Consider the following 25806-nt stretch of genomic DNA (forward strand, 5'->3'; position numbering starts at 1 on the left):
ATTATATACTAATTATATAATTTTGTAGAAGCTACCTGTAGCTGTCTTGTAAAAAAATGAGTTTACATATTAATTTTAGCTTTATAACATTTGGCATTAAGTTATAATTAAGCTTATTTCCGTATAAGAGGTGTGAAATGATTGGTGGCATTTTTAATTTTTTTAATATTTTCAGTAGTGAGGAGAAAAACTCACCGCCTGAAAAAAATAATAATTCTTCTTTAAAAAGCAAAGAAAGTTTAGATATCTCATCCACTCAAAGAGATTCTCAATGTGTTTTACCTGATAATCAAAGCGGAAAGAATACAACTAACCTATTTCTTCAAACAAATCTTCAATTTAGTGAGGATGATGTAAAAAGCGTGCTCCAAGACTTCGAAAAATTGGATTTTAAGAACAGTAATGAGTGTTTTCAAAAAATAGCAGAAGATTATGAAAATAAGGAAAAGAGTGGCCTTTTTGACTACGTAATATTGAATAAGCGAAAAGAAATAATCAATATATTAGATCAGAGGCTTGCCCACAAAGATCAAGAAAATTTTAGGAAGAAATTTAGTGAATATCTTCTTAAAATAAATGAGAAAATGAATTATGGGAAAGAATTTCAAAATAAACTTCAATTTTTTGAAGATAGGGTAGAAGAAGTATTATCAGATTTTAGAAAATTGAATTTTGGCCTTAAGGATAATTTGTGTAAAGATGATAAGGATAACGTAAATTATAATAAAGGCTGGCCTGCAGATCCATTTGACAAAATAGCGAATTATTATCGATGGAATAAGAACATTTTCCTTTTTAATTATGTGGTATTAAGTAAGCAAAAAGAAATAATAAGTATATTGAATGAAAAGTCTATTCCTGAAGACAAGCGAAAGAATTTTAAAAAGAGGTTGGGTAGATATCTTCTTCGAGTCGAAGAAGGGATGAGTAACGGACAGGAATTTCTCAAAACTGATAGTGCAGGTGCCTTTTTTGATGGATGTTATGTGCCATGCGCATATGCAAAACGTTCTCTTAATCATTATGATCATCTTAGTATTAATATTTCTAAGCCTGGGTGTAGCTTATTAGTATTAATATTTCTAAGCCTGGGTGTAGCTTAGAAATCAGCCGTCTTTTCACTGACAAAATTGAAGGGATGGAAAGAAATAAAAATGAGGTAAAGATAGTAGAAATATACAGTAACGATAAAAGAATAGCAACGGTTGAGAAGAATGATAATGGAAAAAGAAATTACTGCTTTGAAGAAGATGCAATATGCAACATGGAAATTAAGTGGAGTGCAAAAAATGAAAAAGGTGAATTTGTTGACTGCTTTATTAGTTTAAATGCAAATTCTAGTAATATTGAGATTGGTCAGGTAACTATTAATGGTAAAGATGTTCAAGTAAGGGAAATTTTAGAATTAGCTAAGCAAAATAAGGATATGCTTATAGAAAATCAAGCTTTATATGAATTTTTAGAAGAATGTCTGGAGAACGTATTATGTGAGGAAGAGAAGAATATACAACCACAGGGAAAAGAAGTTGTTACAACACCTAGCTCCATTCTCCATGGCGTGGAACTAGATAAGATCAGCGAAGAGGAAGCCATAAAGAAAGGCTAGACTCCCGGGTACTTTGGTAGTTAGATGTATACTACACATTAAACCTAAAGTGCATTATATCACCATCTTGCACTATATAGTCTCTGCCTTCGAAGCGAATCTTCCCTGCATCTTTGCAAGCTGATTCGCTTCCATATTTTATATAATCTGCAAAGCTTATCGTTTCTGCTTTTATAAAGCCCTTTTCAAAATCAGTGTGAATTACACCTGCTGCTTTGTCAGCTGTTGATCCTATCTTTATTGGCCATGCACGTGCTTCTTTGGGGCCCACAGTAAAAAAAGTTATCATACTTAGCACTTCATACATAATACGTGCTACTCCATCAAGTCCTGATTCTTGTAAGCCAAATTCTGATAAAAAATTCTGTTTTTCCTCTTCACTATCAAGATTTGCAATATCTGCTTCAAGTTTCGCTGAAATACAATAAAATTTGCTTTTATTTTCTTCCGCCATTTTTTTCACCCTTTTAGATAGTTCATTACCAGTTATGATATTCGTATCTTCAACATTGCATACATACATAACAGGCTTTGTTGTTAGCAATTGAAGCAACTTCATCTCATCTTCATCGATATTCTCCAAGCTTCTTGCCGGTTTACCTAATTTTAAAGTAGCTAATACCTCTTGCATTAATTCAAGTTGTCTCTTTAGCTCTTTATCACCTTGCTTTGCTTTCTTTTCCAATTGAGGAAGCCTTTTTTCTATGCTATCAATATCAGCTAGAATTAACTCCATTTCCACTATTTCAGCATCTGATATTGGATCTATTTTACTGTTTACATGGCTGATATCGTCATCCGTAAAGCACCTGAGCAGATGAACAATGGCATCAACTTCTCTGATATGACTCAAAAATTTATTTCCTAGTCCTTCACCCTTGCTCGCACCCTTAACCAAGCCGGCAATATCGACGACTTCCAGTTGATTGTAGATTATTTTCCCTGAGTGAGCAATCGCGGCAATTTGTTTCAAACGCTGATCTCGTATTGGCACTTTGCCAACATTTGGCTCGATTGTGCAAAAAGGATAATTTGCAGCTTCAGCTGCACTTGACTCTGTAAGTGCATTAAATAAAGTTGATTTTCCTATATTTGGCAGTCCAACTATACCACAGTTAAAGCTCATATTTGCTATTTAAAGCCTTAATTATTGCATAATTAAAAAATTTTTGCTATACCTAATTAGTTACTTATTAATAAGTTAGTTAATATAATAACATATAGCTTGAATTAAGGTAGAAATTATGGTTGGGCTTAGAAAACGGAAATTACCAAATGGTTTTGACAGTATTGAAAATGCTAAAGGACGCAAGACTTCAGAGAGTAATGTAGAAAAAGAACCTTCTAATAACCAAGTAGTTAAATATGATACTGCAGGTGATGGCAATTGCTTTTTTCATGCAGTGTTTGGTGATAACAGTTCTGGTACATATAAAGCTGAAAGAGCGCAAGATATGAGAATGGAATGGCACAAATTTTTAAGTCGATTTACGTCTTTAGATGATCCAAGTATGCCAGCTCCTTTAAAGGATCAGCTAGAAAAGGTTTTTAATATGTTTTTTAATAAGCCAGGGGATTTAACTGGCAAGTCTGATAAAATAAAGGGTCTGGTTAAGCAAACAAATAGGAAAATTGAAAATGCTGAAGGTAATGTGAAGAGGTTGGTAAGTAGAGCTGTTAGCAAATTTAATATATCGCATAATCAAGCTGTGCTTAATCTAAGTGAATATGCAGAGGCTCTTGATGGCATTGGTGAGAGTGACTATAATGCCGAATATAACAGTGATTTTATTACACGCTCATTTCTTGACAAACCTGAACTCTATCAATCCTATCTAGAAGCAATAGAAAGTAAAAGTTATTTTCCTTTTATTGAAGAAATTCAATTATTAGCTTCTTTAGCTAACATTGAAATTAATGTCCATTGTAAAGTTAGCGGCAGAGAGAAACAACAAAAGTTTGAACCAAATCCTGAAATGATAAACAATGATCAACTAAATCAGATGTTTAATCGTGAGAGTTATAAATTAAATGACGAGTTATGGGGTAGTAAAGAGAGAGAAACAATATATCTTGAAGGAAATCATTACTCTAGGGCTAAAATTGTAACTCAAGAGTTAATAAAACAGCAGCAGGAGCAAGAAGACTTTCTATTAGCAAAACAACTTCAGATAGATGAAATTTTGGAATATTGTGATCTTTCAAAGGATATCTCTGAGAGAGTAGAGATTGAGAGGGAGTTTGATGAGTTATTGGCAGGAAATGCTAATGGAAAAATTGGTGATGTTATAGGGCAGTGCATTAATGATGTACAACAACGTATAAAATGCCTTGAGGAGCCAGTCTTATCAAGAAGGTGCAGTGTGGAAGAAGCACGTGTAGAAAAAACATTTTATCAACAACAAGTACCACAACCTGTAAGATAAGTCTTCATAGTCTATATACTTCTATAGGGGGGCATTCTATAATAAAAGCCATGCTCATTTTTAACCACTGCTTAATAAGAATAAAGTCTTAGCAAAACAAACACAAGAACAATAGGATTTCTTGCTTGCAAAGCAACTCCAAGATCGGGAGGAAAAAGACTTTTTCCTTGCAAGGCAACTTCAAGAGCAACCCTCACGCACAATCTCTTAACCCAAATGGAGGAAGTAAAAATAGAAGATCAGCAGCAACAAATACTTATAAAATAATAACTCTATGGTTAATGTGCGAGATTTAATTAAAAAATGTTGTCATTCGAGTAGCTGACACTGGGCTCCAATGTCAATTACTCGGATAACAAAAAAACACAGGCTTCACATGCATCTGCAGTACTGTATTAGTCTACTATCTTCATTCCCACAACATTATACCCTGAATCAACATGTAAAATTTCTCCAGTTGTACCACTACTCAGGTCGCTTAATAAGTATAGTGCTGCCTTGCCAACATCTTCTATTGTAACATTACGTCTAAGTGGAGAATTACTTCTATTCCATTCCGATATGGAGTGAAAGTCACTTATTCCAGAAGATGCCAAAGTTCTGATTGGACCAGCAGAAATTGCATTTACTCTGATGTTCTGTGGTCCGAGATCACATGCTATATATTTTACACTTGCTTCAAGTGCTGCTTTACATAAACCCATCACATTATAATTTGGCATAACTTTTTCAGCACCATAGTAAGATAAAGTAAGTAAACTACCGCCATTTAACATCATTTTTTCCGCTCTTTGCGCTAAAGCAGTAAAAGAATAGCACGATATATGCATTGCATTAATAAAGTTGTTTAGTGAAGTATTGACATATTTACCATTTAGCTCATTTTTATCGGAGAATGCTATTGCATGTACCAAAAAATCAATAGCACCCCACTTCTCCTTTATTTCCTTAAAAGCATTATCTATAGTTTCCTCATTTGAAACATTACAGTGCAATATTAACTCTACATTTAATTCACTTGCTATTGGTAATAATTTCTCTTTTATTGTTTCATTTTGATAAGTGATTGCAAGCTCAGCTCCATGTTCTGAGAGGGTCTGTGCTATACCATATGCTATTGACCTCTTATTTATTATTCCGGTTATTAACCCTTTTTTGCCCTGCAATATCATAGAATTATTTGCCTTTTTTATAATTTGAAATATTAACTAGGCAAAGTCAATTATGTTTTAACTGTAGCTAACGTATAAAAAAGGTTCTGTCGCATCTATAAACCATAGGAAAAAAGCTGAGATTATAGGAGTTATGAAGCCATTAACATAGCAAAATTCTCAAAAGTAGAAACATTATTTTAATAATTTGTCTTTTTTGAATCATACGAATATTTTCTATGCCTGTGATGGTAATCTTTGCGGAATGGAAGCTTTTAAACCCAAGCATTGGCTTTATTAGTTTTTTGATAAATCTATCAACAATATTATTTAGATATTTTATTTGAAGAACTGTAATCTTCAGAAATTTCTGCATTCAAATCATCAAGAGCAGCAGTATTACTGCCGCTTTTATCAATTACAATTTTCTCAGGAAGATAGGTACTCCTGAAGGCTTTACGAAAGAATGCAAGTGCTGCAGACTTGTCTCTACTAACACACAAGTCTACAGTATATAAATAAACCCATTTACCGTTTAATTTAATGTAAGTCTCTCCAACTACTACCAACCTGCTTCTTTCTTTTCCTTACTGCCTCATCTATCAGTGGTGATAACCCACCTTTGTGACGTAGCATTTTGCTCCCCTTATACTCATCATTTCTTCCAAATCTCGATAGCTCAAAGAGAATCGACATTTCATGTATACAGATAACATCCTCTGAAAAGCTAAATCCTTTGAAATATGGCAACAATTTTTGATTGATACGAAACATCTTTGCTTTTTTTTTAGACAATTATATCATTCTTCTTTCTACTTCCCTACAAATGCGACAGAACCAACCCCATAGCATGTCGAACGAAGCTTTTTTTAAGAAAATCTGAATTTTCAACTACCATTAAACCAAGATTGCTCAGAACTTTAACGCAAAGTATTCTGTTGGAAAATATTCTATTTAGTCCATCAGTTGCAAGTGCCATAGTAAAATTATCAAAGTATCTATCACGTGAAATTTTCTTCAATAGATAATTACTGCCAACATCAATGCCAGAGGATTTTGCAGCAGTTATTTGTCTAATAACACTCTCTACATCTCTCATTCCAAGGTTAAGTCCTTGACCTGCAACTGGATGGATTGAATGTGCTGCATCGCCAATAAGCAAAATTCTGCTTTTATGAAGCTTTCTCGCAAAAGTAAAACTCAAAGGGTAAGATTTTCTTTCACCCTCTAATTCAATTTCTCCCAAATAAGAACCAAATCTTTTTTTGAGTTCTATGATAAACTCCTCTTCAGATAAGCTCATCAGCATTTTTGAAATTTCGCATTTTTCTGTCCAAACTATTGAAGAAGTATAGCCACCTTTCATTGGCAAAATTGCAAATGGACCACCAGGAAAAAACCGCTCTACAGCTAAGTTTTGGTGATGTAGTTCATGTTTTACATTAAATACCATGCTATTTTGTTTATAATCAAATTTTATCATTGGTATAGAAAACAACTCTGGCAACTTAGAGTTTTTACCTTCAGCGCAGATAAATAGTGATGATATCAATTTTTGATCATTATCAAGAGTAACTTCCATGTATCCTTCGTCACAAGAGATTGTCTTATAGGAACGTGGAGAATATATATTGAGTTTATGCAAAAAATTGTTATTGATTGCATTCCATATAATAGCGCTCTTGATTACGTAGCCCATTGGCTCTTCACCAACCATTTTATGGTCATAATGCACAGTAAATGGACTATCTCCATCTAATATGCATATATCAAGTATTGGTTCAGCTTCGCCTTCTAAGAGCCGCCAAATCCCTAATTTTTCTAGTATTTTTTTTAATCCTTGAGAAATAGCAAATGCTCGATTATCATCAACTGCACGTGGTAAACTATTTTTCTCAATTACGGCTACAGATACAGAGTCATTACTCAGGCCAATAGCAGTAATAAGACCAATTAGCCCACTACCTGAAATGATTACATCGTAATTCATTTTATTAACCTAAAATTACATTCTACCCATTTTGAAAATAGTTTAAACAAACTTTGTAGACACTGAACTTCTCATTACTATCTTAGTTATAACCAAAATAGTAATAAAATATTAATTATTTTATTAAAGGAAACAGCTTATGACTACAGATTGCAAAAAAGAATTATCAAATTGCATTTCTAGGTACAGAGAAGAAATTGTAAACAACAAAAAAGCAATTGAACAAACCATAACTGGCAATAATAAAATTAATATAAGCGATTACTTTTATCAGGGTGATACAATCTGTAATGAAGAACTATTTAATGTAGGAGGCGAGTGTCAAGATACACAACGTGGTAAATATACGTATGATGAATGGAAGCAAAAAACGGAAAAATCTCATGCTAAAGATCTACTTAAAACATTAAAGGAGACAGCAGAATGTAGGATATTAGAGAAACTTAAAGATTATGAAGGGTATCATAAAGCAGCAATTGAAGAAATAAGAAAAGAGTTAGATATAGATTCAAAATTAAAAGCAATATTTAAAGAGAAACAACAGCCAGAGACCGATGAAACTAGAGAATATTATGATGTTATAAAAAGCTTTTATGAAAATGAAGATATGAGATTAAAATTGAAATGCAGAGATTTTGATTGTTTTAATAGAATAATAGAGAGTAAGTTATCCGAGAAAGAAGAAGAGTTAGCAAACATTAAGAATAACTTTGTAGAAGATACACAGAACATCTTGAGGTATATTCAAGTAGAAGAAAGCATTTTATAGTAAAAGTTGAAAGAAAAATTAGCCTGACATTCGCTAAAAAAGAGGTTAGTTTTTCTTGTGTTATGGAGAAAGCTCAAAAGAGAAATACCGATGTTATGGAGTGAGCAGATGGAGAAATTTTACGGGTTTAAGCAAGCTGTCTGCCAATAAAAAATAAGATAATTTCTTTAGAAGAACCTATAAATAATTAAAGTTTCTACAATTCTTTAACCTCGCTTATGGAAAGATTAGTAAATTTAACACTCCCACTAAATTGGATAAATTGATTGCAAAAAAATAACATTTTCAGGAAGGTAACCTTTCATAGGTAACAAAGCCAACCTTCCTGATATTTCTCCTTACCTTGAGTTATAATCATTCCACTGTTATTTGATTCACTACAATTTCAACATTGCTATCTTTAAGTAAATTTGAAGGACTATTACAACAGTATATGACTGCAGCAGCAATTAGACAACAAACTCCAACTGCTATTCCTACCGCTAACATTCCTGAGTAAACTGCAATAGCTATCCCTGAAACAATTCCAGCTATTGCTAATGTGAAAGCACATACAGTAGGCCGTTTATTTTTTTCTTTACTTCGTGAATCATCATTATTTAAATTACCTGGCTGTTGATTATTATTTTGAATACCATTTGTTTGATCTGTTGCTACAACTGAAGTTTCTGAGTGTAATCTTTCTGGAACTAATTGTGTATTATTTTCCTCTAGAAAAATTGACTCATTAACATCTTTAAATTCTTCATCTGTGTCGCTTTCTCTAATAGTTGCACGACTTTTATTATAATTTTCTGCATCAAAAAACTTATCCTCACTATTCTCATCAATTTGAGCTTCCGTTTCTCTTATGGTATTCTCCTGCTGATTAGATGGATCTTGTGCAAAATCTTGCATTACTTTTATCTCTGGCAGTTTCTCGATGATAAGTTTGTATTCATCATTATTTGGTATATTTCTATCGTAATTCGGTAAAGCCTCTTTAATATTTTCATAAAAATATTTATTTATCTCTGCTAAAATTTTTTGCTGTTCAAACGTAACTTTCTCAGGATGATCAACATCTATATGTTTTAAGTATAATAAGTGATCTTGCAAAACCTCTTTCAACTCTGGGTTATCCTTAACATATTGAATTAATCTGTTGGCCACATCTTCCAGAAATGGTTTAATGTTCTCTTCTGTAATAGCATTTTTCTGTTCTTCTAGCTTTAGTTCTTCTTCTAAATAATGATCATATTGTTCCAAGATCTCAGAGCTAATTTCGTCTATACTATTAATAATTTGGGTCCATGTGCCTTGAATGCAGGCACTGCTACCTTTACCATATGTTGTTGACGCTATATATATTTGTCTTAGAAGAATGAACTCTTTTTGCTCTCTCCAGATCTTTTCTATATCTAGATCACTGATTTCTTTAAATAACACATCTACTTTTTTATTGTCGTCTATATCATTTAACAATGTATGTAGTTTCGTTTTATCAAGTTGTTCTGTATCGAAATCTCCAAGTTCTCTTTTTACTGCAGAGAGTTTGCTCATTACTAAATCTTGGTTTTGTGCCATGAGAGTAACTAGCAATTCTTTTTTTTCTTTCAATGGAATGGAAAAATTATCAATAAGTAGTTTTATACGGCCTATAGATTCAGGTATAGTAATTTTTACATCATCTTTTGTATAATCATATTGTAATCCTTGTGTAGGATATCCTTGGTCATATTCATCGTGGGAGTTCTTTTTTAAATACTTCTTTTTTAGTGCTTCCTTAACTTTATCAATAATATCCCCAATAAAATCTTTATCATTCGGCACAGGATTATCACCTAATGCTTTCTCCATCACACTGCTTTTTTCTTTGTCATTTACACTAAGAAGATTTAGTCTTATTGGATCATTCTGATATTGTTTAAGTAGTTCTATACTTTCTACGTAAGAAGTCGCTGCTTGCTTTAACTGTTCTTCATCTGCTTTCGTCGATTCAACCAGTTTTTTAGCAAGAAAGTTTGTTTTTTTAACTGCTGGACTTGCATGGACAGATTGACGGTCTTGTACAATGCTCAAGTCATTGCGCAAGTCATCTCTTTTTTGTTCAGGTCTTTGTTTAGGTATCATACCACGTTCAAAGAAAAACCTTTGCATTCCAGGGTCGTGATTATAGAAATGAGATAGTGTGTGTCCTTGCTCATTTCTTGAATTAATTAGAAAAGGATATTTATCATAGTCATCGAGCAAAACCTCTATTCCCCCTTTATAACCGTGTTGTGCAAGATCAAAAAACAAACTCCTTATAGTGCTTTCATCTAGCTTGCGAACATTACTCTTAGATTTTACTCTTGCTTGAGACCATGATTTTTTCAGACGTTTACAAAAACCCATAGGTTCGTTATTACCTTCTATCTGAGTAATTTTATCTATGAATTCGCAGTATTTCTCAGATTCGGCTAAAGCTTTTGCTCCTTTTGCATCAATATTATTGTCATTTAAATAAAGTCGAGTAAGCTTTGTAAGATTACCATTAGCTAAAGCTTCTACTCCTTCTGCACCAATATTATTGTAACTTAAATCAAGTTGAGTAAGCTTTGTAAGATTAGCTAAAGCTTTTGCTCCTTCGTTACCAATATTATTATCCGCCAAATTAAGTTTAGTAAGGTTTGTAAGATTAGCTAAAGCTTTTGCTCCTTCTTTACCAATATCATTAAACCACAAATCAAGTTTAGTAAGGTTTGTAAGATTAGCTAAAGCTTTTGCTCCTTCGTTACCAATATTATTGCGATGTAAATCAAGTTCAGTAAGGTTTGTAAGATTAGCTAAAGCTTTTGCTCCTTCGTTACCAATATTACAATGAATGAGAGAAAGTTCTGTAATATTTTTGTTCTTTTGCAAAAAGCTTATCAATTTATTGATATCTACTTCTTGATCATACAAACGTAATCTGTTGCCTCTAGTATACTGAATGAAATTCATTTTTACCTTGTTAATATTACTTAATTAATATTCTAATTAATATTTTAACAATTGTCAACTTTACTAATATATTAACTGAACTATATTATAGTTTGCAGAAAATACTGGATTCTATAGCGTTACAACAAATTTGATCATTTACTCTTTTAAAAGACGCAAGAAAAGTGCCTACCTTTGTGAGAGCAGCTCAAATAAAAGCAGGATTGTGAAAATAGAAGCTTGAAATCTTTACAACAAATTTAGACAAATTGGTTCATATGTAAATTTAGCTGAAGTAGGCTAATATGGATAGTTTTAGCGTATAGCAAAATTAATATATAAAAAAGTTCGTATGTTACACATGGTAGACCAACCCATCCCAAAACAAACTCTTCTCTCATTAGCTGGTTTTGAGTTCTGGAAATGGTTATCTTACTTAAGATCTTAATAATACATTCTGCTAAATTAATACTAGTTTATTTTAGAATAATAACTAAGGTAGACTTATAAAAAACAGAATTTAAAATAAACAAAACGTCATGTATCTCTCATATTAAGAGGCTTTTGTTGAGAGTTATTCAAGTCTAAAAAAATTTTTCAAATTGAGGATTGACAAAACTTAGAAAAGGGATATCTTACTCGAAATGGTATCAAGTTACTATAGTGTATGTTAGACGTAACAGTTTCCATGTTTTTCCATTCATAGAGGGGTAATTATGCTGCGTTCAGATATTCCAAAAGTTTTGTTTTCGTCTATTAAAGAGGATGATCCCTATAGAGCATCTAAGCTTTTTCAAATTGAGCGCTGGTGTTATGCAAATTGGGACTTGCACAAAAGGGGTGGTAAAAAGAGGCACAATTTTCTTTCACAAGTGCTATCTAATGAGGATTGTTGGAAGAAAGTAGACAATTTACATAAAGTTAAACTTGATAGGCAGGTGATAGGTAAAAAGCTGATAATGCCAGGCAGTCCCTTTAGTAACCCTAGCTATGAAATTGCCTGTAGGTGCTGCTTAGAGGAAGATATTATTGCTTTATTTGAGGAAAGAAAAAAAAGATTATCAGCTCAAGGTAAAAGTAGTCTGTTGGAGTATGGTCACTTAGTTAAATCTTTAACAAGCGACCTTTTAACAGGTTTTTGGTCACATTTTGTTAGCGGTTACATCTCTAAACTAAATCTAGATGGTCGTCATCCATATGAATATGGACTTAAATGTGCTATAGATTTGAAACAAGCGGAAGCAGTAGAATTCTTCTGGAATAAAATAAAGTCATTACCTGAAGATGAAATGGGCTCACAGAAAAAGGATGAGATCTTCATGAAGACAGCAGTGTATGCAGCAGGTAGTCGTTGTAATAGTTATCCTGAAATATTCGAATTTTGTTTTAGTCAAATAAATCCTGATAAATATACAGAACTTCTAAAAAGAGATTTAGCTGAAAATGGTTATTATGGTAGTCTAAACACGCTACAGGGTGCACTTCGCTTTGATCAATTTCAAGCATTGTTTGACTATTTGAAACCAAGTAATGTTTCAGAAGATAAATATCTTGTCTGGCTACACTATATAAAAACAGAGAACAGCTCATATTATGCTGGTGAAGGTGCAAAGCTTTTTATGCATATGTGGAGAAAGGAGGGATTTGATAGCCATCGTACTTATGTGCTGAAGGAAGAAGTTTCTAATAGATCTTGCTTTCTTGTTAAAAGTTTATTAGTACCTTGGGTAAATCAAAGTTACATGGAACCGGTATGGGCAATATTAGATAAGGCTAATCCTGATCAAATCAAAGAATTTATGGATTCTAGACAAGCGGAGTATATACGATCTGTATTAGAGAAAAGAGATATTGATTCATTAAATAAATTTTTATCATACGGTAAGTCTACAGCTGAAGAGCTTACTAGCTTAACTGAGGTTAAATTAAGTAAAGCATGTGAGCAATTAGGGTTGGGTAATTAAGAGGTATTATGAGGCAATTCTATAAAACAGGTGGTGGTTTCTTGTTACTACTTTAGCTTGTTTAGTTTTCGTCAAAAAGATATTGCATTATAATACACATATTATATATAAATTAGTATATAGATAAAAACAGCTTATATTAATTAGGCTTGATATAGTGAGTTTAATATAATGAAGGGGGTTTTATGTTCAAGATACAGTATCCAATAGATCATCTAAAAAAAGGAGGCATTAATTCAAAAATTACCGAATCATCGGGTAAAATACAATATATAGAGCAAGCTAAAGAATTTTCTCAACTTAAGCGTTATCGTAGATCTGATGTTGATTCCGAAAGTGGAAGTCAGGTTAAGAGAATCGATGTTCCAGGAGATGGTAGTTGCTTGTTTTGGTCTGTTACTATGGCTTACTTAATACCTGTCAGAAACGACGATGATTGTGCGCCGTAGAAACACGGAAAGTGTTGAAGCTGTGCAGTAGATGAGGGAGGGCCCCTCGGAGCCGGTTTGCAAGAGCAGGCTTCAAACAGCCATAAGCTGCTTTGGTAAAGAGCTAAGGTAGTGAGCGTTATGGAAAAGGCACAATTATGTGTCATGTATGAAATAGAGAGACGAACGCAAGTGAACCACTGATGAAGTGTCGAAAGCGTAGAGACGACGTCAAAACCAGGGGGTAGTCGTTAACCTGGGATGAATCTACTGGGAGCTTGTTTACTGGGTAGGTGGCGTCCGGCATAAAAGTGGCGTGAATCTATTTTAGGCTATTGCATGGAACTACGGGAACCTGTCGTTTCGATGAAAAGGGAGAAGTCCAAAGAGCTGATCTCTGAGGATGAGAGTACCGATGCGAAAAACAGGGGCGGATTAGCTCGTAGTAGCGAAGAAGTTTCTGTAATGGAAATGGAGTGAAGGGGCTAAGTTATTTAGTTTTAATTATTTATCAACCGAAAGGGAGGAGTTAATGAATAAAACAAAGTCTTTTGATATACCGAAGCAACTTATTTGGAGAGCTTATAAACAAGTATCGAAAAATAAAGGTGCAGCAGGTGTAGATGAGGTCTCGATAACAAAGTTTGAAGAAAATCTAAAGGATAATCTATACAAATTATGGAATCGGATGTCATCCGGAAGTTATTTTCCAGAGCCGGTAAAAGCTGTTGCGATACCAAAAGATACAGGAGGGCAAAGAATTTTATGTGTGCCTTCAGTATTCGACAGAATAGCGCAAACAGCAGCTACAATGTATCTTGAGCCGTTAGTAGAACCGAAATTTCACGAAGATTCATATGGTTATAGACCAAATAAGTCTGCGCTGGATGCGGTATACACAGCACGGAAGAGATGTTGGAAAAATGATTGGACGGTAGATCTTGATATATCTGGATTTTTCGACAATCTGGACCACGATTTAGCACTGCAGGCTATCAAGAAACACACAGACTGCAAATGGGTCATACTGTATGTTGAGAGGTGGATGAAAGCCCCCATTCAGCAAGCAGATGGCAGTAGGGTAACAAGGGATAAAGGAGTTCCGCAAGGAGGTTCAATAAGCCCAATCATTTCAAGCATATTTATGCACCATGCGTTTGATATGTGGATGAAACAAAATTATCCAACAGTACCATTTGAAAGATATGTAGATGATGCGATAGTGCACTGCAGAACTAAAAGACAGGCAGGATTTATGAAAGTAATGATTGAAGAAAGATTGGCTAAGTGTAAATTGAAGTTACATCCTGAAAAGACACAGATTGTGTACAGTAAGGATGATGATAGAAAAGAACAATTTCCTAAACAAAGCTTTGATTTTCTAGGTTATACTTTTAGACCTAGAGTAGCAAAGAATAAGATGAGGAATTATTTCATCTCATTTCTACCTGCAATTAGTAACAAAGCCAAGAAGAAGATCAAGAAAACCATAAAGTCATGGAGAATACATCGGATTACATGGACCACACTAGAGGAAATATCGAAGAAAATAGATCCAATAGTCAGAGGCTGGTTTCAGTACTATGGCAGGTTTTATAAATCAGAGATGTATCCATCTCTCAGAAATATAGAGAGATACCTCATAAGATGGGTCAGGACAAAATATAAGAAACTTCGTGATCACGGAAGACTAGCAAAGCAATTTCTAGGAAAAGTGAGAAAGAGGTCTCCAAGTATTTTCTATCATTGGACACTTGGGTTAGGATCAAAAGGCTAAATAATGGGAGCTGTATAAGTCGAGAGGTTTCCGTGCAGTTCTGCGAGAGACTGGTGGGGAAGCTCCGCCGGTCTACTCTCCTATTTCGACAAAGGTATGAAGTACTATTTGGAAATGAAGGAGCTGTAATTCAAAATTTAGATCTTATTAGGAATTTGGTAAGGAATTTAAGTACTGCCAATTATGATGATACATTTGCAAACTTAGTAAGAAATGTGTTTCGCAACCGAGTAGTTGATTATATACGTGATCATGAAAATGAGTTCAGAGATTTTGTTGAAGGTAATTTTGATAATTACTTAGAGAACATGCGGAAACCTAATGCTTGGGGAGGTGAACCTGAAATAAAAGCAATGAGTGAAATGCTCAGAGCAAGGATTAGTGTTTCTGGTGCAACTGAAAGTCGATATGAAAATGGAAATACTCAAATACAGTTATTTCATGTTGGCGCACCAGGTAAACGAAATCATTATAACTTTGGTCTTAAGAGAGGTAATGTTGATAATGATGTAGAGCTTGCGAAAGGTTTAAAAAAAGTCATGGGTAAAGGAAGACCACAAGATTTTGAATTAATACAGTTATTAATAGAGGAAGCAGGTAAAGGAGTTGGTATAAGCCGGCAAGATGAGGACTTTAAATCTTTTGAACCGAGATTTTAGTCATTTGTGGATCAGGTTCCATCTTATTTACACTCTGTAGAAAAAGCAGGATTTTTTACGCACTTCTTCTTAGGGAGCTTTTCTACTTTGCTGGATACAGGGATTGCAGAAAAGTTAAATATTAAAAAGATTTATTTTAGTTTTGATACCTCGAAAACTTTAAAAGTAGCTATTGTCAAAAATGGTCAAATTGGAAATGCTGAAGACGCTATTAATAATATAGATTTATTTTCCATTTCAGAAGGTAAGCGTGGCCATCAGTTTACTGTTAATGAGTTGGAGAGCATATTAAGAAATAATATAGATAGGAGTAAGATTAGAGATCGGAACGTTGAGCAAAATATTAAGAATGAAATTCAAGATAGAATAAAATCCAGATTAGTACAGATCTACAAAGGAAAGGATGGAATTTTTGTTAATATGGAAGTTAAAGAGATACTTGATTCCCCTGCTGGTAAAGAATTTCATGAAGTAGAGAAAGGAATATGGAATAATCCCGAAGGTGATATAGCGAAGCTATCTGATTCTGATGCGCAAACAGTTAGCAGGTCTTTAAAAAAAGTTCTTGAAAAAATTAATAACGTTCATTCTGAATATGTAGAATCAGTAGTCTATGATAATAGTGCACGTGAAGCAGCACATCATGGATTTATGGTAGGCGTTTTCATGAATTTCCACTATAGGTATAATCTTAGAGTTTATCCAGAGCAATTTGCAGGAAGGGGTTATGCAGATATTATCCTGCTAGCTCGTGGTCCTGATCGTGCATTAAACTCTATTCCCATTATTATTGAATTAAAAGCAGGGGCAGGTCCTAATGCCACTCCAGATAAGGCTTTGCAACAAGCAGAGAGGTATGCACAAGGCTTCCAACCAAATGTTATGCGGGTTTTAACCACTGCGGACGAAATTTTATGTGTTGGTGTCAATCTTGATAGTTCATCTCCTATTTCTAATATCGGAGGGTCGAGCCGTGAGGGGAGAGTAATTCCTCTTTTTCAAGATATATTAAAGTCTGCTGATGATTGGGATACGCAAGAAATCTACACAAATGCGCTAAAAAAACGAATAAAAAATAATATGGAACGTATCTATCACACGTTTCCTGGTACACCGGAAAAGGGAGATAATCATTATTTTAGTAGGTTTTTACTAGGGCAATTGTTATTATTAAGTGAAGATTCAGGAACAAGTTTAAAAAAATACATTTTTATCTATGGAGGCAATATACCTACTGAAGTGCATCCTAATCTTCGTAGGCTTAGACGTCCAGCAGCTGAAAGAGCCAGAGAAAGACTATCGGCTAATCTTGATGCAAGCCATGCAGTTGTAACAATGGTGCTTATTCCAGAAAATACAGAGAAATTGGTTTATGTGATAAATATTATTGAAGCTAACAGAAAAGATGTTCTGAACATGCTAAATGAAGTGCTACCTCTTGATAGATTAAATAGAGAAATAGGGAATAGGGAAATAGTTGAATTAAATCTTAATTTTGACACTAGATACAAGTCAGATTTTAAAAGATATCTTACTATTTGGGCTGAAAAATACAATTCTTTACAAGAGTACAACAACGGAGATAATAGATTTCAAGGTACTTTCAAAGAAGTTCCTTATCCTAATGAGTTAAAAGAAACATTCGATAGAGCATTAGATATTCAATCTTTATCAATAGGAGGATATAGTAGATTATTAGAAAAAATTGGAGAAGGAATATTCCCTTTTAAGAGCCTCGTTAATAAAGAAGCTCATTTCCAGGGAATATTGAATGGAGTATTTAGTTATTATAGCGACCTAAAATTACAAGAATCACCAGAAACTAGAGCATTAGTTTTAACTGAGTTTCAAACTGGTAGAGGGGAACGCATTGATATGCTAGTTCATGGTATTAAGTTTGTAGCTCAAGGTGGAAATGCTGAGGAGTACACTCCAATAGGATTAGAACTTAAGACATCAAGGCAGGGCAAAGGAGCTAAAGCTTTATTGAGGGAAGCAAATGATCAAATAAATGAAGAGTATAAAGAGGGCGTTACCTATAAAACACTCACAGATGGTGATGAGGTGAAATTTATCGGTGTTGTTTTCGATAAAGGATCTAATAATCCAAATAAACTTATTTTAACAAGTAGGACAGCTAAGGAAGGATTTATTCCTGTTGGTGTAGTTCATAGTTCAGTTCATATGTTACCTACTGTAGGGCAGTGTTCTAAAGGAGAAAAAAGAGAACCTTCATCACCAGAGTATCCACCAAGTAAAAAACCAAGAAGAGAAAGAAGTGTAAATATGGCCTGCAAGGATTCGTTTGATGAAGAAGAGATTACAGAAGAGGAAAAAGAACAACGTATCAAAGAGTTGTTTAATGCTGACAAGGTAGCAGAAAGAGTAAAGAATATTGAGTTTTATGATCAGCTTTTCAAGGTTTCTGAGCGAATATCTAGAGGTGAAACTATAGACCAAAATGTTGAAGAAGCATTTATCGCAAAAGTTAAAAATATAGATCTAAGTTCAATAGATCCAGAGATTAGGGATATTGTGAAGGAGATGAAGGACAACATAGAAAATAAAGAAGAAATGAAAAATATCCTGAGAAGGTCTGGAGTAGCAGAAAAAATAGGGAAAGTAGCAGAAGGTGCAGGTCTTGCCTTTACGGTATTTTTAGTTGGTAAACATATAGCAAATGGAGATGTAGAAGGGCTAGGTTATGATGCATTAAATCTCTTGGTAATGCCAAAGATTGGTGAAAAGATCTCTGGAAAAATATTAGAGTTAGGAACAAAGCTTGATTCTCAGATGTTAAAAGGATTTGCCCCAGTTATGGGACGTGCTATAGGTAACTTTGCAGCATTTTTAGGGCTAGCAGAGTCAATAAAAGCAAGGCAGAATGCAATAGATCCTGTAGATATAAAGATTGCTGACTTAAACATAGCAACTAACTCCATCTTTATATCTGCAGATGTACCTGCAGTTGTTACTGAAACAATGTTGTAAGTTAAAAATGTGATATAAAGGAAACAAGAGGGAAGATAACTCTAATCACTATAGGAATAGAGTTATCACGGGTGTGTGCGACCGGTGAAACAATTGGTATTACAACCGTATTGATCAAGGTACACTAGCCCTATCTCTCGATACGTTTGAATAGTTGCGTGGGACATATGTATGCACCCGTTTACAATCTTAAATTAATTAAACTATCGAGGTTATCATGATTACATCTTATCAAAATTTTATAGGCATTGATATCGGAAAATTTAAAAATGTTGTTGCAGTTCACAATCAGAAAAACGCTGTTACATTTAACAATAATACTGCTGGTTGGCAACAATTGTTTAAAGAGTTTTCAAATATCTTACCTGATTCTTTAGTAACTTTGGAGAACACAGGAAAGTACGAACTTGGCTTAGCACATTTTCTTGTTGATAAGAATATTGCTGTACATCGAGCTAATACTCGCAAAGTAAAAAGCTTTACCTTATCTCATGGAACTTTAGCAAAGTCTGATCAATCAGATGCAAAAGCTATTGCTCAATATGGATTTGAACGCTATAGTACTCTACCTCTATTTGTACCTATGTCAAAGGAACAAACAACTTTAGCTGCACTTTGCCAACGTCGTGATGATCTTACGCAAATGAGAACTCAAGAGAAATGCAGATTAGAAGCACCTGAAAACAGCTATGTAAAAGAAAGTTGCCAAAAAACTATTGACTTTTTTAACAGTCAGATAAAGGAGCTCAACGATTCCATACAAAAGATTATCGATGAAAATCCAGAGTTACAGAAGCGCCAAAAAATCCTTAGAACAGTGCCAGGAATAGGTCCAAAATTGTCTCAAGACTTTGTATGTCTAATGCCAGAACTTGGCTACTTAAACAAAAAAGAAGTCGCAAGTCTTGCTGGAGTTGCGCCACATCCAAAGGAAAGTGGAAAAACTATTGGCTATCGAAGAATAACAGGTGGTAGAAGCAATGTTCGTACAAAGCTTTTTACAGCTGCGATGGCTGCTACAAGATCTAAATCTGCACTTGGTACTTTTTACTCTGATCTTATTGGTAGAGGTAAAAAGAAGATGGTGGCTATAACAGCTCTAATGCGAAAGATCATAGTAATTGCCAATGCACGACTTAAAGAAGCAATTAATATGAAATAAAAAAGCTGCATAGAAAATAGGTTAATGAATATGTGCGCCCACACAAACTGAAAGCACATATTCATTAATCATAAGATCTAAGCAGTAACAGCTGTTTGATATAAAATTCTTTTTCTGTAATAAATTAGATTTTTTATTGCCGAAAATACATTTTTTAGTTGAGTAGAAATACAAAATTATAAACAAGAGTTGTAATAAAACTAAACTCAAAAAATTAAAAAAAACATAGTTGATCAGTAGCAGGTTTAGAAACCGGGGTAATAGGAGAATTTGCTGGTCCAGTTGGTGCTGGTATCTCAGTTGCTGCTATTATCATATCACAATTTGCAGAAGCAAAGCTTGAGGTAGAAAAACTAGAAGAGCACATAAATCTTACAGATCAGGAAAAGCATGACTTTTATTGGGATTTCTTTCTTGGTAAAAAGGTACCAGATTATATAGAAAATGATATAGAAGCAGAAAACATTTATAAACAGTATATATCAAATGTTATAAATAAATTTAGAGATAGGTATGATAGAATAGCTATGACATTACCTACAATACTGGAATCCAAGGGAGTATATAATGCTTGTCATCTTAGGCGAGTTGGAAACAAAATTGCTTCAGGCGGCTATTACAAGAATGAATGTAGAGATGGTTCCGAATCATATAGTATGACTTTAGATTCTAGTATCCAAACACACATTAAGTATCCTTTGCAACTTGATGGTACTGTCTCAAGGTTAGTTCCTATTATAGATGAGTATAATGTGGTTTGTGGGCCTATTAGTAATGATATATCGTTCAAAGTATATAATCGAACAACAAAAGGTGAAGAGTATAGTGCTAGTTACACCAGAACAGTAACAACAACAAAAACAAAATTTTTTTTCAAGAATTTCCCGTCTGCCTGTAGTAACATAATTATATATGAGAGAAAAAGTTCCCGTGGATATGGGCATATATATTATATTACATCTCAAAATACTTTTATAGATGTAACTTCTAACTATACCATCGATGTTATTTTTAATGGTAATAATATACTACTTAATAGTTATGGAATCGATAATCAAGGATCTAGTGCACAGAATAGGTATTATTTTACAAATCAGTTAAGTAATTGTGATGTTCATAAACAAGGAACAAATTTCTTCTACATAGCAAAAGATAATTTTGTATGTAATTTAGGTGGATCTTCTATTGGACAAAATAATATAGTTGTAACGCGAGGTAATTTTACAGATTCAGAGAATATATATTCTATTATTGGCAGTGATAAAGCTAATCATATAGAAGTTTCTCATGCGGATTATGTAGATGGTAAGGGTGGAAATGATGTAATAACAGCAAAAAACTTTACTACAATAAAGGGTTATTTTGGTGATTCCATTCATGGAAAAGGTTTAGTATTATTACCGATAAATTTTAATGATATAGGTAACATAACACACATTAACAATATAACAACCATCTATAATAAAAGTAGAGCTTTTATAAGTGTAGATAAACAAACATTGGTAAAAACAGCAGATGGTTTATTTGTAACACCAACAAAAGTAGATGATAAGACTGGCGTAGTAACAAACTTGCATGTGACAAAAAGCATAAGTGGTGATGTTGTGTTAGATGATGAGTTGGATAATTTACGGAAGATAGATAATTCAAACTTTAATATTACAAAGCAATTATCAAGTGCCAATTATCATAGCACTATAGGTAGTTCCAGTAATCATATTTTTTATCCTGATAAAGAACATCATAATTTTTACTGGGAAGCTCCAAGCAATATAAGTCATCTTTATCTTTTCGATAATAGAAACGCTAATATTACAATTGCTCAAGCAAATGGTATATTGGATTTTAGCCAATTAAATTGTACATTAGATGATATACCATTTATAGAAAATAATAAAGGAGAAATAAAGATTAATAAAAATGGCCTAAATGTAACCTTGCTACCAGATTATAAAGATGTCACAGTTACATTTGATGGGCAAGAATATTACAAACTTCAGAATGGAGAATTAGAGCGAGATTATTGCTCTCATAGCTTGAAAATAGATGGAAGATTTAGTGTTAATGGTACTGACCTTTTAAATCATCATAATTGTTTTGTATTTGACTCAGATAAAGTGCTTTTTTTGAAACTAAATAATGATTTGCTGTTGTTATCAGATAGAGGGGCATTATCAATATCGGATTACTATTCTTCTGTTCATAAAAACTGGGATTTATCTGTAGGACTGAACAATAGAATTATAGAACCAGAAGAATTTGGAGAAAGAGCTGATGAATTTAGTTCTTTCAGATATTACCAACCAGATGAGCAAGGGTTACAGATTTATCATAATCAACCTATTAACAAGAATGATATTGGTTTAGTTGATTTGAAAGATAAGTCTATATTAGATTGCGATATGAAAGTTATGAATGATACCTTATTGCTATCACATAAAAATAACACTCTTGTAAAAGTAGAGAACTGGAATACTTATCAACCAGCAAGAGAAATGATGTTTGCTTTCAATGATACAATGGTTTCTAACTCAAAATGTATAGCTTCTACTTGTAATTCAGAAGATGTTATAGTGGAGCTTAATAAAGAAAAAGCAGTTCTATCGACAGAGCAGCTGTTTAATGCTGTGAGACAAAATAATCTTAGTGAAGTTGATAATCTTCTTAGTATGGGTGCAGATGTTAATATTAGAGATAGACGTAATTGGACACCTTTGCACTGTGCTGCCGACAATGATAATAAGCTTGATATATCTAGGGCAATTTTAAATCGAAATGCTGATATTGAGGCTAGAACTAACGTTGGTGAAACACCTTTACATATAGCAAATGCTTATGGTCAATTGAAAATAATTGAGCTTCTTATAGATAAAGGGGCTAGCCTTGAAGCTAAAACTAATGATGGTTTAACGCCTTTGCATGTGGCTATTCAGCATAATAGTGCTACACCTGAAATAATTGAGTTTCTTCTTAATAAAGGTGTTAATATTGAAGCTAAAACGAAAGATGACTGGACACCTTTACATTATGCAGTTTTCAAAGACAGGCTTGATATAGTTAAAGTACTTTCAAGTCGAGGGGCTAACATTGAAGCTAAAAATAAAGATGGAAAAACACCCTTAGACTTAGCTATTCAAGGTAATTACACAGATATAGTAGGGTTTTTAAAACAAACACAATTAGACAAAAAATTATTGACTGCTATAGAAAATGGAGATCTTCCTGAAGTCAGGAAATTTGTTAGTCAGGGTGCTAGTGTTAATGCTATAGAAGTGGGCATTTTTGGTAGGAAACCTATACACATTGCTGCTGAAAAAAATTACAAAGATATTATAGAGTTCCTTCTCGGTAAGGGGGTAAGCGTTGATGATACCAGTAACTATGGTTGGACACCGCTACATTATACAGCGTCGAAAGGCTGTTTAGAAGTTGCAAAGTTTCTCGTTGACAAAGGGGCTAATATTAATCCTCAAAATGTTTATGGCAGAGAGCCTATACACATTGCTGCTGAGCACGATAATAAAAATATTATAGAACTTCTTCTTAATAAAGGAGTAAGTGTTAATGAGGTTGACAAAGACGGCTGGATGCCTCTGCACTGGGCTTCTTGGAATGGCCATCTTGATATAATAGAATACCTTGTAGGTAAGGGAGCCAATATCAATACTAAAGATAGGAATGGTAAAATGCCGCTAGATATTGCTAGAGATAAGGGACATGATAATGTTGTAGAATACTTACAACAAACACAATTAAGTCTAGATAAGCAATTGTTTACTGCAGTACAAGATGGTAGTCTTAATAAAGTTCAAGATCTTGTAAGTCGAGGTGCTAACTTAGATGCTATAGATATTCATGACGCTACGGATGACAATAATCATGGCTGGACGCCTATACTCTATGCTGCTAAAGGAAGTAAATGGGATATAGTAAAATTCCTTATAGTTCGTGGTGCTAAGTTTAATAATGAAATAACGTATCAAGGAACACCTTTGCATTTTGCGGTTCAAAAAAATGATTTGGGTATGGTTCAATTTCTTCTTAATAAAGGTGCTAAAGTTGAGTCTGAGGACAGCTATAATCGTAAACCTTTGCATCTTGCTGCTGAAGTAAGCGGATTAAATATAATGAAGCTTCTTCTGGGTAATGGCGCTAATGTTGATGCTATAGATATGTATCGTCAAACACCTTTGTATTTTGCTATTGATAAAGATAAATCAGACGTAGTGAAGCTTCTCCTTGACAGTGGTGCTAATGTTGATGTCGTAGATGTGAATGGCCAGACACCTTTATATTTAGCTAAACAAGAAAGGCATGCGGGTATAGTAAAAATTTTAGAACAAGCCAAATTGAATCAAGAATTGTTGACTGTTACGAAAATTGGGGATCTTAGTAAAGTGAAAGATTCTGTTAAGCAAGGAGCTGATATTAATGCTGAAGACAAAGATGGTAACACTCCTTTACACAATGCTGCATCGAAAGGTTACTTAAATGTAGTTAAATATCTTATTGAGAAAGGTGCTAATTTAGAGGCTAAAGATCATGATGGTAGAACCCCTATATATGATGCTTCCTGGAATGGTCATTTAGATATAGTAAAGTGTCTTATTGAAAAAGGTGTTAATGTTAATGCTACCGATAAAAATGGTTGGACACCATTACATTGGGCTGCATCAAAAGGCAATTTAGAGATTGCAAAATCTTTAATAGAAAAAGGTGCTGATATTAATGCTAAAAATATTTATGGTAAGAAACCTATACATCGTGCTGCTGAAAAAAATTATGAAACCGTTATAGAGCTTTTGCTCAGCAAGGGAGCAAATGTTAATGATACTGATAAAAGTGGTTGGACACCATTACATTGGGCTTCTCAGAATGGCCATTTGGATGTAGTAAAGTATCTTGTAAACAGAGGAGCAGAAGTTAATGCTAAAGCTAATGATGGCAAAACGCCGCTAGATATTGCTATTGAGCAAAAACATAATAATGTTGTAGAATATTTGGAAAAAGTTAAGGAAGAAAGAGGAGAACCTTTACAACGCAAACGCCGTCATCATCATGGAGATCATAGTCGTCATCACTTATCACGTAAACCTCTTGCTATAGATTCAAGTAATCAACCTGAGATAGCAGCAAGTAGTGGCACAAGACCATCTTCATGGATAAATGATTTATTTGGTTGGGTAAAGAGCTCTATAGGTGGGTTATTAGGTTCTAGAGCTGCTTTACCTGAGAAAACATTCACTCAAAGTTCAATCTCACAAATTAGTGCACCAATCGATGTAAATGGTACAATAATGTTACTTGACGTGCTCATTAGAAAAGCTACAGGTCAGAAGTACATTTCTACAGTAGATCAGTCTATATCTCCACTAGAAGCACAGGGCTATGCATTGAATATTACAAAGGGATTTGAGAAAGTAGTAGAGCAAGCTGGATTAAAAAGTGGTGTGTCAATGCATCGATTAAATATTGATTATATGGGAATGCAGAAAGAGATTACTAGAAAAGTCATGAGTGGTAAATTTAATGAAATTTCAGGGATTTTAAAATTGTATGTAGGGAAAGCATGTCCTGATGAAGAAGCTGGTAAATTAAGTCCGAAGAAATTTGACAAGTTTATAGCTCAATTTAATAAGGGTCTGCTAAATCAATCAATAGAGCAGATATTACACAACAGAGATGGTAGATTAGAAGTTGATGATGCAAAGCAAATGAGTTTAGAGCCTCAAAGTTATTTAAGTAATGCTTCAGTTCACAGCCATTCAAAAGTATCAACTTGTCTTTCTGAGATAGGAGTAACCAAGCTTAGAGGTAATCTCAATAGGTGAGTTATAATATAAGGGGTGGAGCTATAATATGCCAAGTAGTGGAAAATTTAAAGTGAAGGTAGCCAAAATAATTAGAGATACCAGACCAAGTTTGATGGTTCTAATACTA

General features: G+C 33.8%; 16 protein-coding genes and 1 pseudogene. 12 read left to right on the forward strand and 5 right to left on the reverse strand.

What is annotated here, in order from left to right; all coding sequences use genetic code 11:
* The first annotated feature begins 137 nt into the window (after positions 1-137).
* Entirely contained in the window at positions 138-1103 is a 966-nt protein-coding gene (locus ABWU45_RS03290) for a hypothetical protein (RefSeq protein ID WP_353278989.1), read from the forward strand.
* 35 nt (positions 1104-1138) lie between these two features.
* On the forward strand, positions 1139-1606 hold the full coding sequence (locus ABWU45_RS03295; RefSeq protein WP_353278990.1) for a hypothetical protein: 468 nt from the start codon (positions 1139-1141) through the stop codon (positions 1604-1606).
* A gap of 31 nt (positions 1607-1637) precedes the next feature.
* On the opposite strand, the gene ychF is transcribed toward ABWU45_RS03295, so the two are convergent.
* A complete protein-coding gene (gene ychF / locus ABWU45_RS03300) occupies positions 1638-2732 on the reverse strand; it encodes a redox-regulated ATPase YchF (RefSeq protein ID WP_353278991.1) in 1095 nt (364 codons plus the stop codon).
* Positions 2733-2850: 118 nt separating this feature from the next.
* Between ychF and ABWU45_RS03305 the strand changes: the two genes are divergently transcribed.
* Positions 2851-4032, forward strand: a complete 1182-nt coding sequence (locus tag ABWU45_RS03305) for a hypothetical protein (protein ID WP_353278992.1) — start codon at positions 2851-2853, stop codon at positions 4030-4032.
* A 395-nt stretch (positions 4033-4427) separates the two neighbouring features.
* Here the strand turns inward: ABWU45_RS03305 and ABWU45_RS03310 are convergent, their stop codons facing one another.
* The 3 genes and pseudogenes from ABWU45_RS03310 to ubiH form a co-directional block, all read right to left on the reverse strand.
* Complete coding sequence (locus ABWU45_RS03310; protein ID WP_010406361.1) at positions 4428-5204, reverse strand: enoyl-ACP reductase; 777 nt, start codon at positions 5202-5204, stop codon at positions 4428-4430.
* A 131-nt stretch (positions 5205-5335) separates the two neighbouring features.
* A pseudogene (locus tag ABWU45_RS03315) lies at positions 5336-5957 on the reverse strand (IS6 family transposase).
* Positions 5958-6003: 46 nt separating this feature from the next.
* The gene (ubiH, locus tag ABWU45_RS03320; protein WP_353278993.1) at positions 6004-7173 is read right to left on the reverse strand and encodes a 2-octaprenyl-6-methoxyphenyl hydroxylase; all 1170 of its coding nucleotides are present in this window, start codon (positions 7171-7173) and stop codon (positions 6004-6006) included.
* A gap of 139 nt (positions 7174-7312) precedes the next feature.
* Between ubiH and ABWU45_RS03325 the strand changes: the two genes are divergently transcribed.
* The gene (locus tag ABWU45_RS03325) at positions 7313-7942 is read left to right on the forward strand and encodes a hypothetical protein (protein ID WP_353278994.1); all 630 of its coding nucleotides are present in this window, start codon (positions 7313-7315) and stop codon (positions 7940-7942) included.
* 354 nt (positions 7943-8296) lie between these two features.
* Here the strand turns inward: ABWU45_RS03325 and ABWU45_RS03330 are convergent, their stop codons facing one another.
* Complete coding sequence (locus ABWU45_RS03330) at positions 8297-10906, reverse strand: hypothetical protein (RefSeq protein ID WP_353278995.1); 2610 nt, start codon at positions 10904-10906, stop codon at positions 8297-8299.
* A gap of 695 nt (positions 10907-11601) precedes the next feature.
* Here ABWU45_RS03330 and ABWU45_RS03335 point away from each other — a divergent pair.
* The 8 genes from ABWU45_RS03335 (at position 11602) to ABWU45_RS03370 (ending at position 25697) form a co-directional block, all read left to right on the forward strand.
* Positions 11602-12849 carry a hypothetical protein gene (locus tag ABWU45_RS03335; RefSeq protein ID WP_353278996.1) on the forward strand — a complete coding sequence of 416 codons (1248 nt, stop codon included), beginning with the start codon at positions 11602-11604 and terminating at the stop codon, positions 12847-12849.
* 185 nt (positions 12850-13034) lie between these two features.
* The gene (locus tag ABWU45_RS03340) at positions 13035-13298 is read left to right on the forward strand and encodes a hypothetical protein (protein WP_353278997.1); all 264 of its coding nucleotides are present in this window, start codon (positions 13035-13037) and stop codon (positions 13296-13298) included.
* 318 nt (positions 13299-13616) lie between these two features.
* Positions 13617-13757 (forward strand): hypothetical protein, encoded by a 141-nt coding sequence (locus ABWU45_RS03345; protein ID WP_019078704.1) that lies wholly within the window; start codon positions 13617-13619, stop codon positions 13755-13757.
* A gap of 52 nt (positions 13758-13809) precedes the next feature.
* Entirely contained in the window at positions 13810-15054 is a 1245-nt protein-coding gene (ltrA, locus tag ABWU45_RS03350) for a group II intron reverse transcriptase/maturase (protein ID WP_007302363.1), read from the forward strand.
* 53 nt (positions 15055-15107) lie between these two features.
* Positions 15108-15713: a hypothetical protein gene (locus tag ABWU45_RS03355; RefSeq protein WP_353278998.1), complete on the forward strand. Its 606-nt coding sequence runs from the start codon at positions 15108-15110 to the stop codon at positions 15711-15713.
* Between the two features lie 6 nt (positions 15714-15719).
* The gene (locus ABWU45_RS03360; protein ID WP_353278999.1) at positions 15720-18704 is read left to right on the forward strand and encodes a hypothetical protein; all 2985 of its coding nucleotides are present in this window, start codon (positions 15720-15722) and stop codon (positions 18702-18704) included.
* Between the two features lie 217 nt (positions 18705-18921).
* A complete protein-coding gene (locus tag ABWU45_RS03365) occupies positions 18922-19866 on the forward strand; it encodes an IS110 family transposase (RefSeq protein ID WP_353277894.1) in 945 nt (314 codons plus the stop codon).
* 656 nt (positions 19867-20522) lie between these two features.
* A complete protein-coding gene (locus ABWU45_RS03370; protein ID WP_353279000.1) occupies positions 20523-25697 on the forward strand; it encodes an ankyrin repeat domain-containing protein in 5175 nt (1724 codons plus the stop codon).
* Positions 25698-25806: the final 109 nt, after the last annotated feature.

This window comes from Wolbachia endosymbiont (group B) of Longitarsus flavicornis, from assembly GCF_964028135.1.
Taxonomy (GTDB): Bacteria; Pseudomonadota; Alphaproteobacteria; order Rickettsiales; family Anaplasmataceae; genus Wolbachia.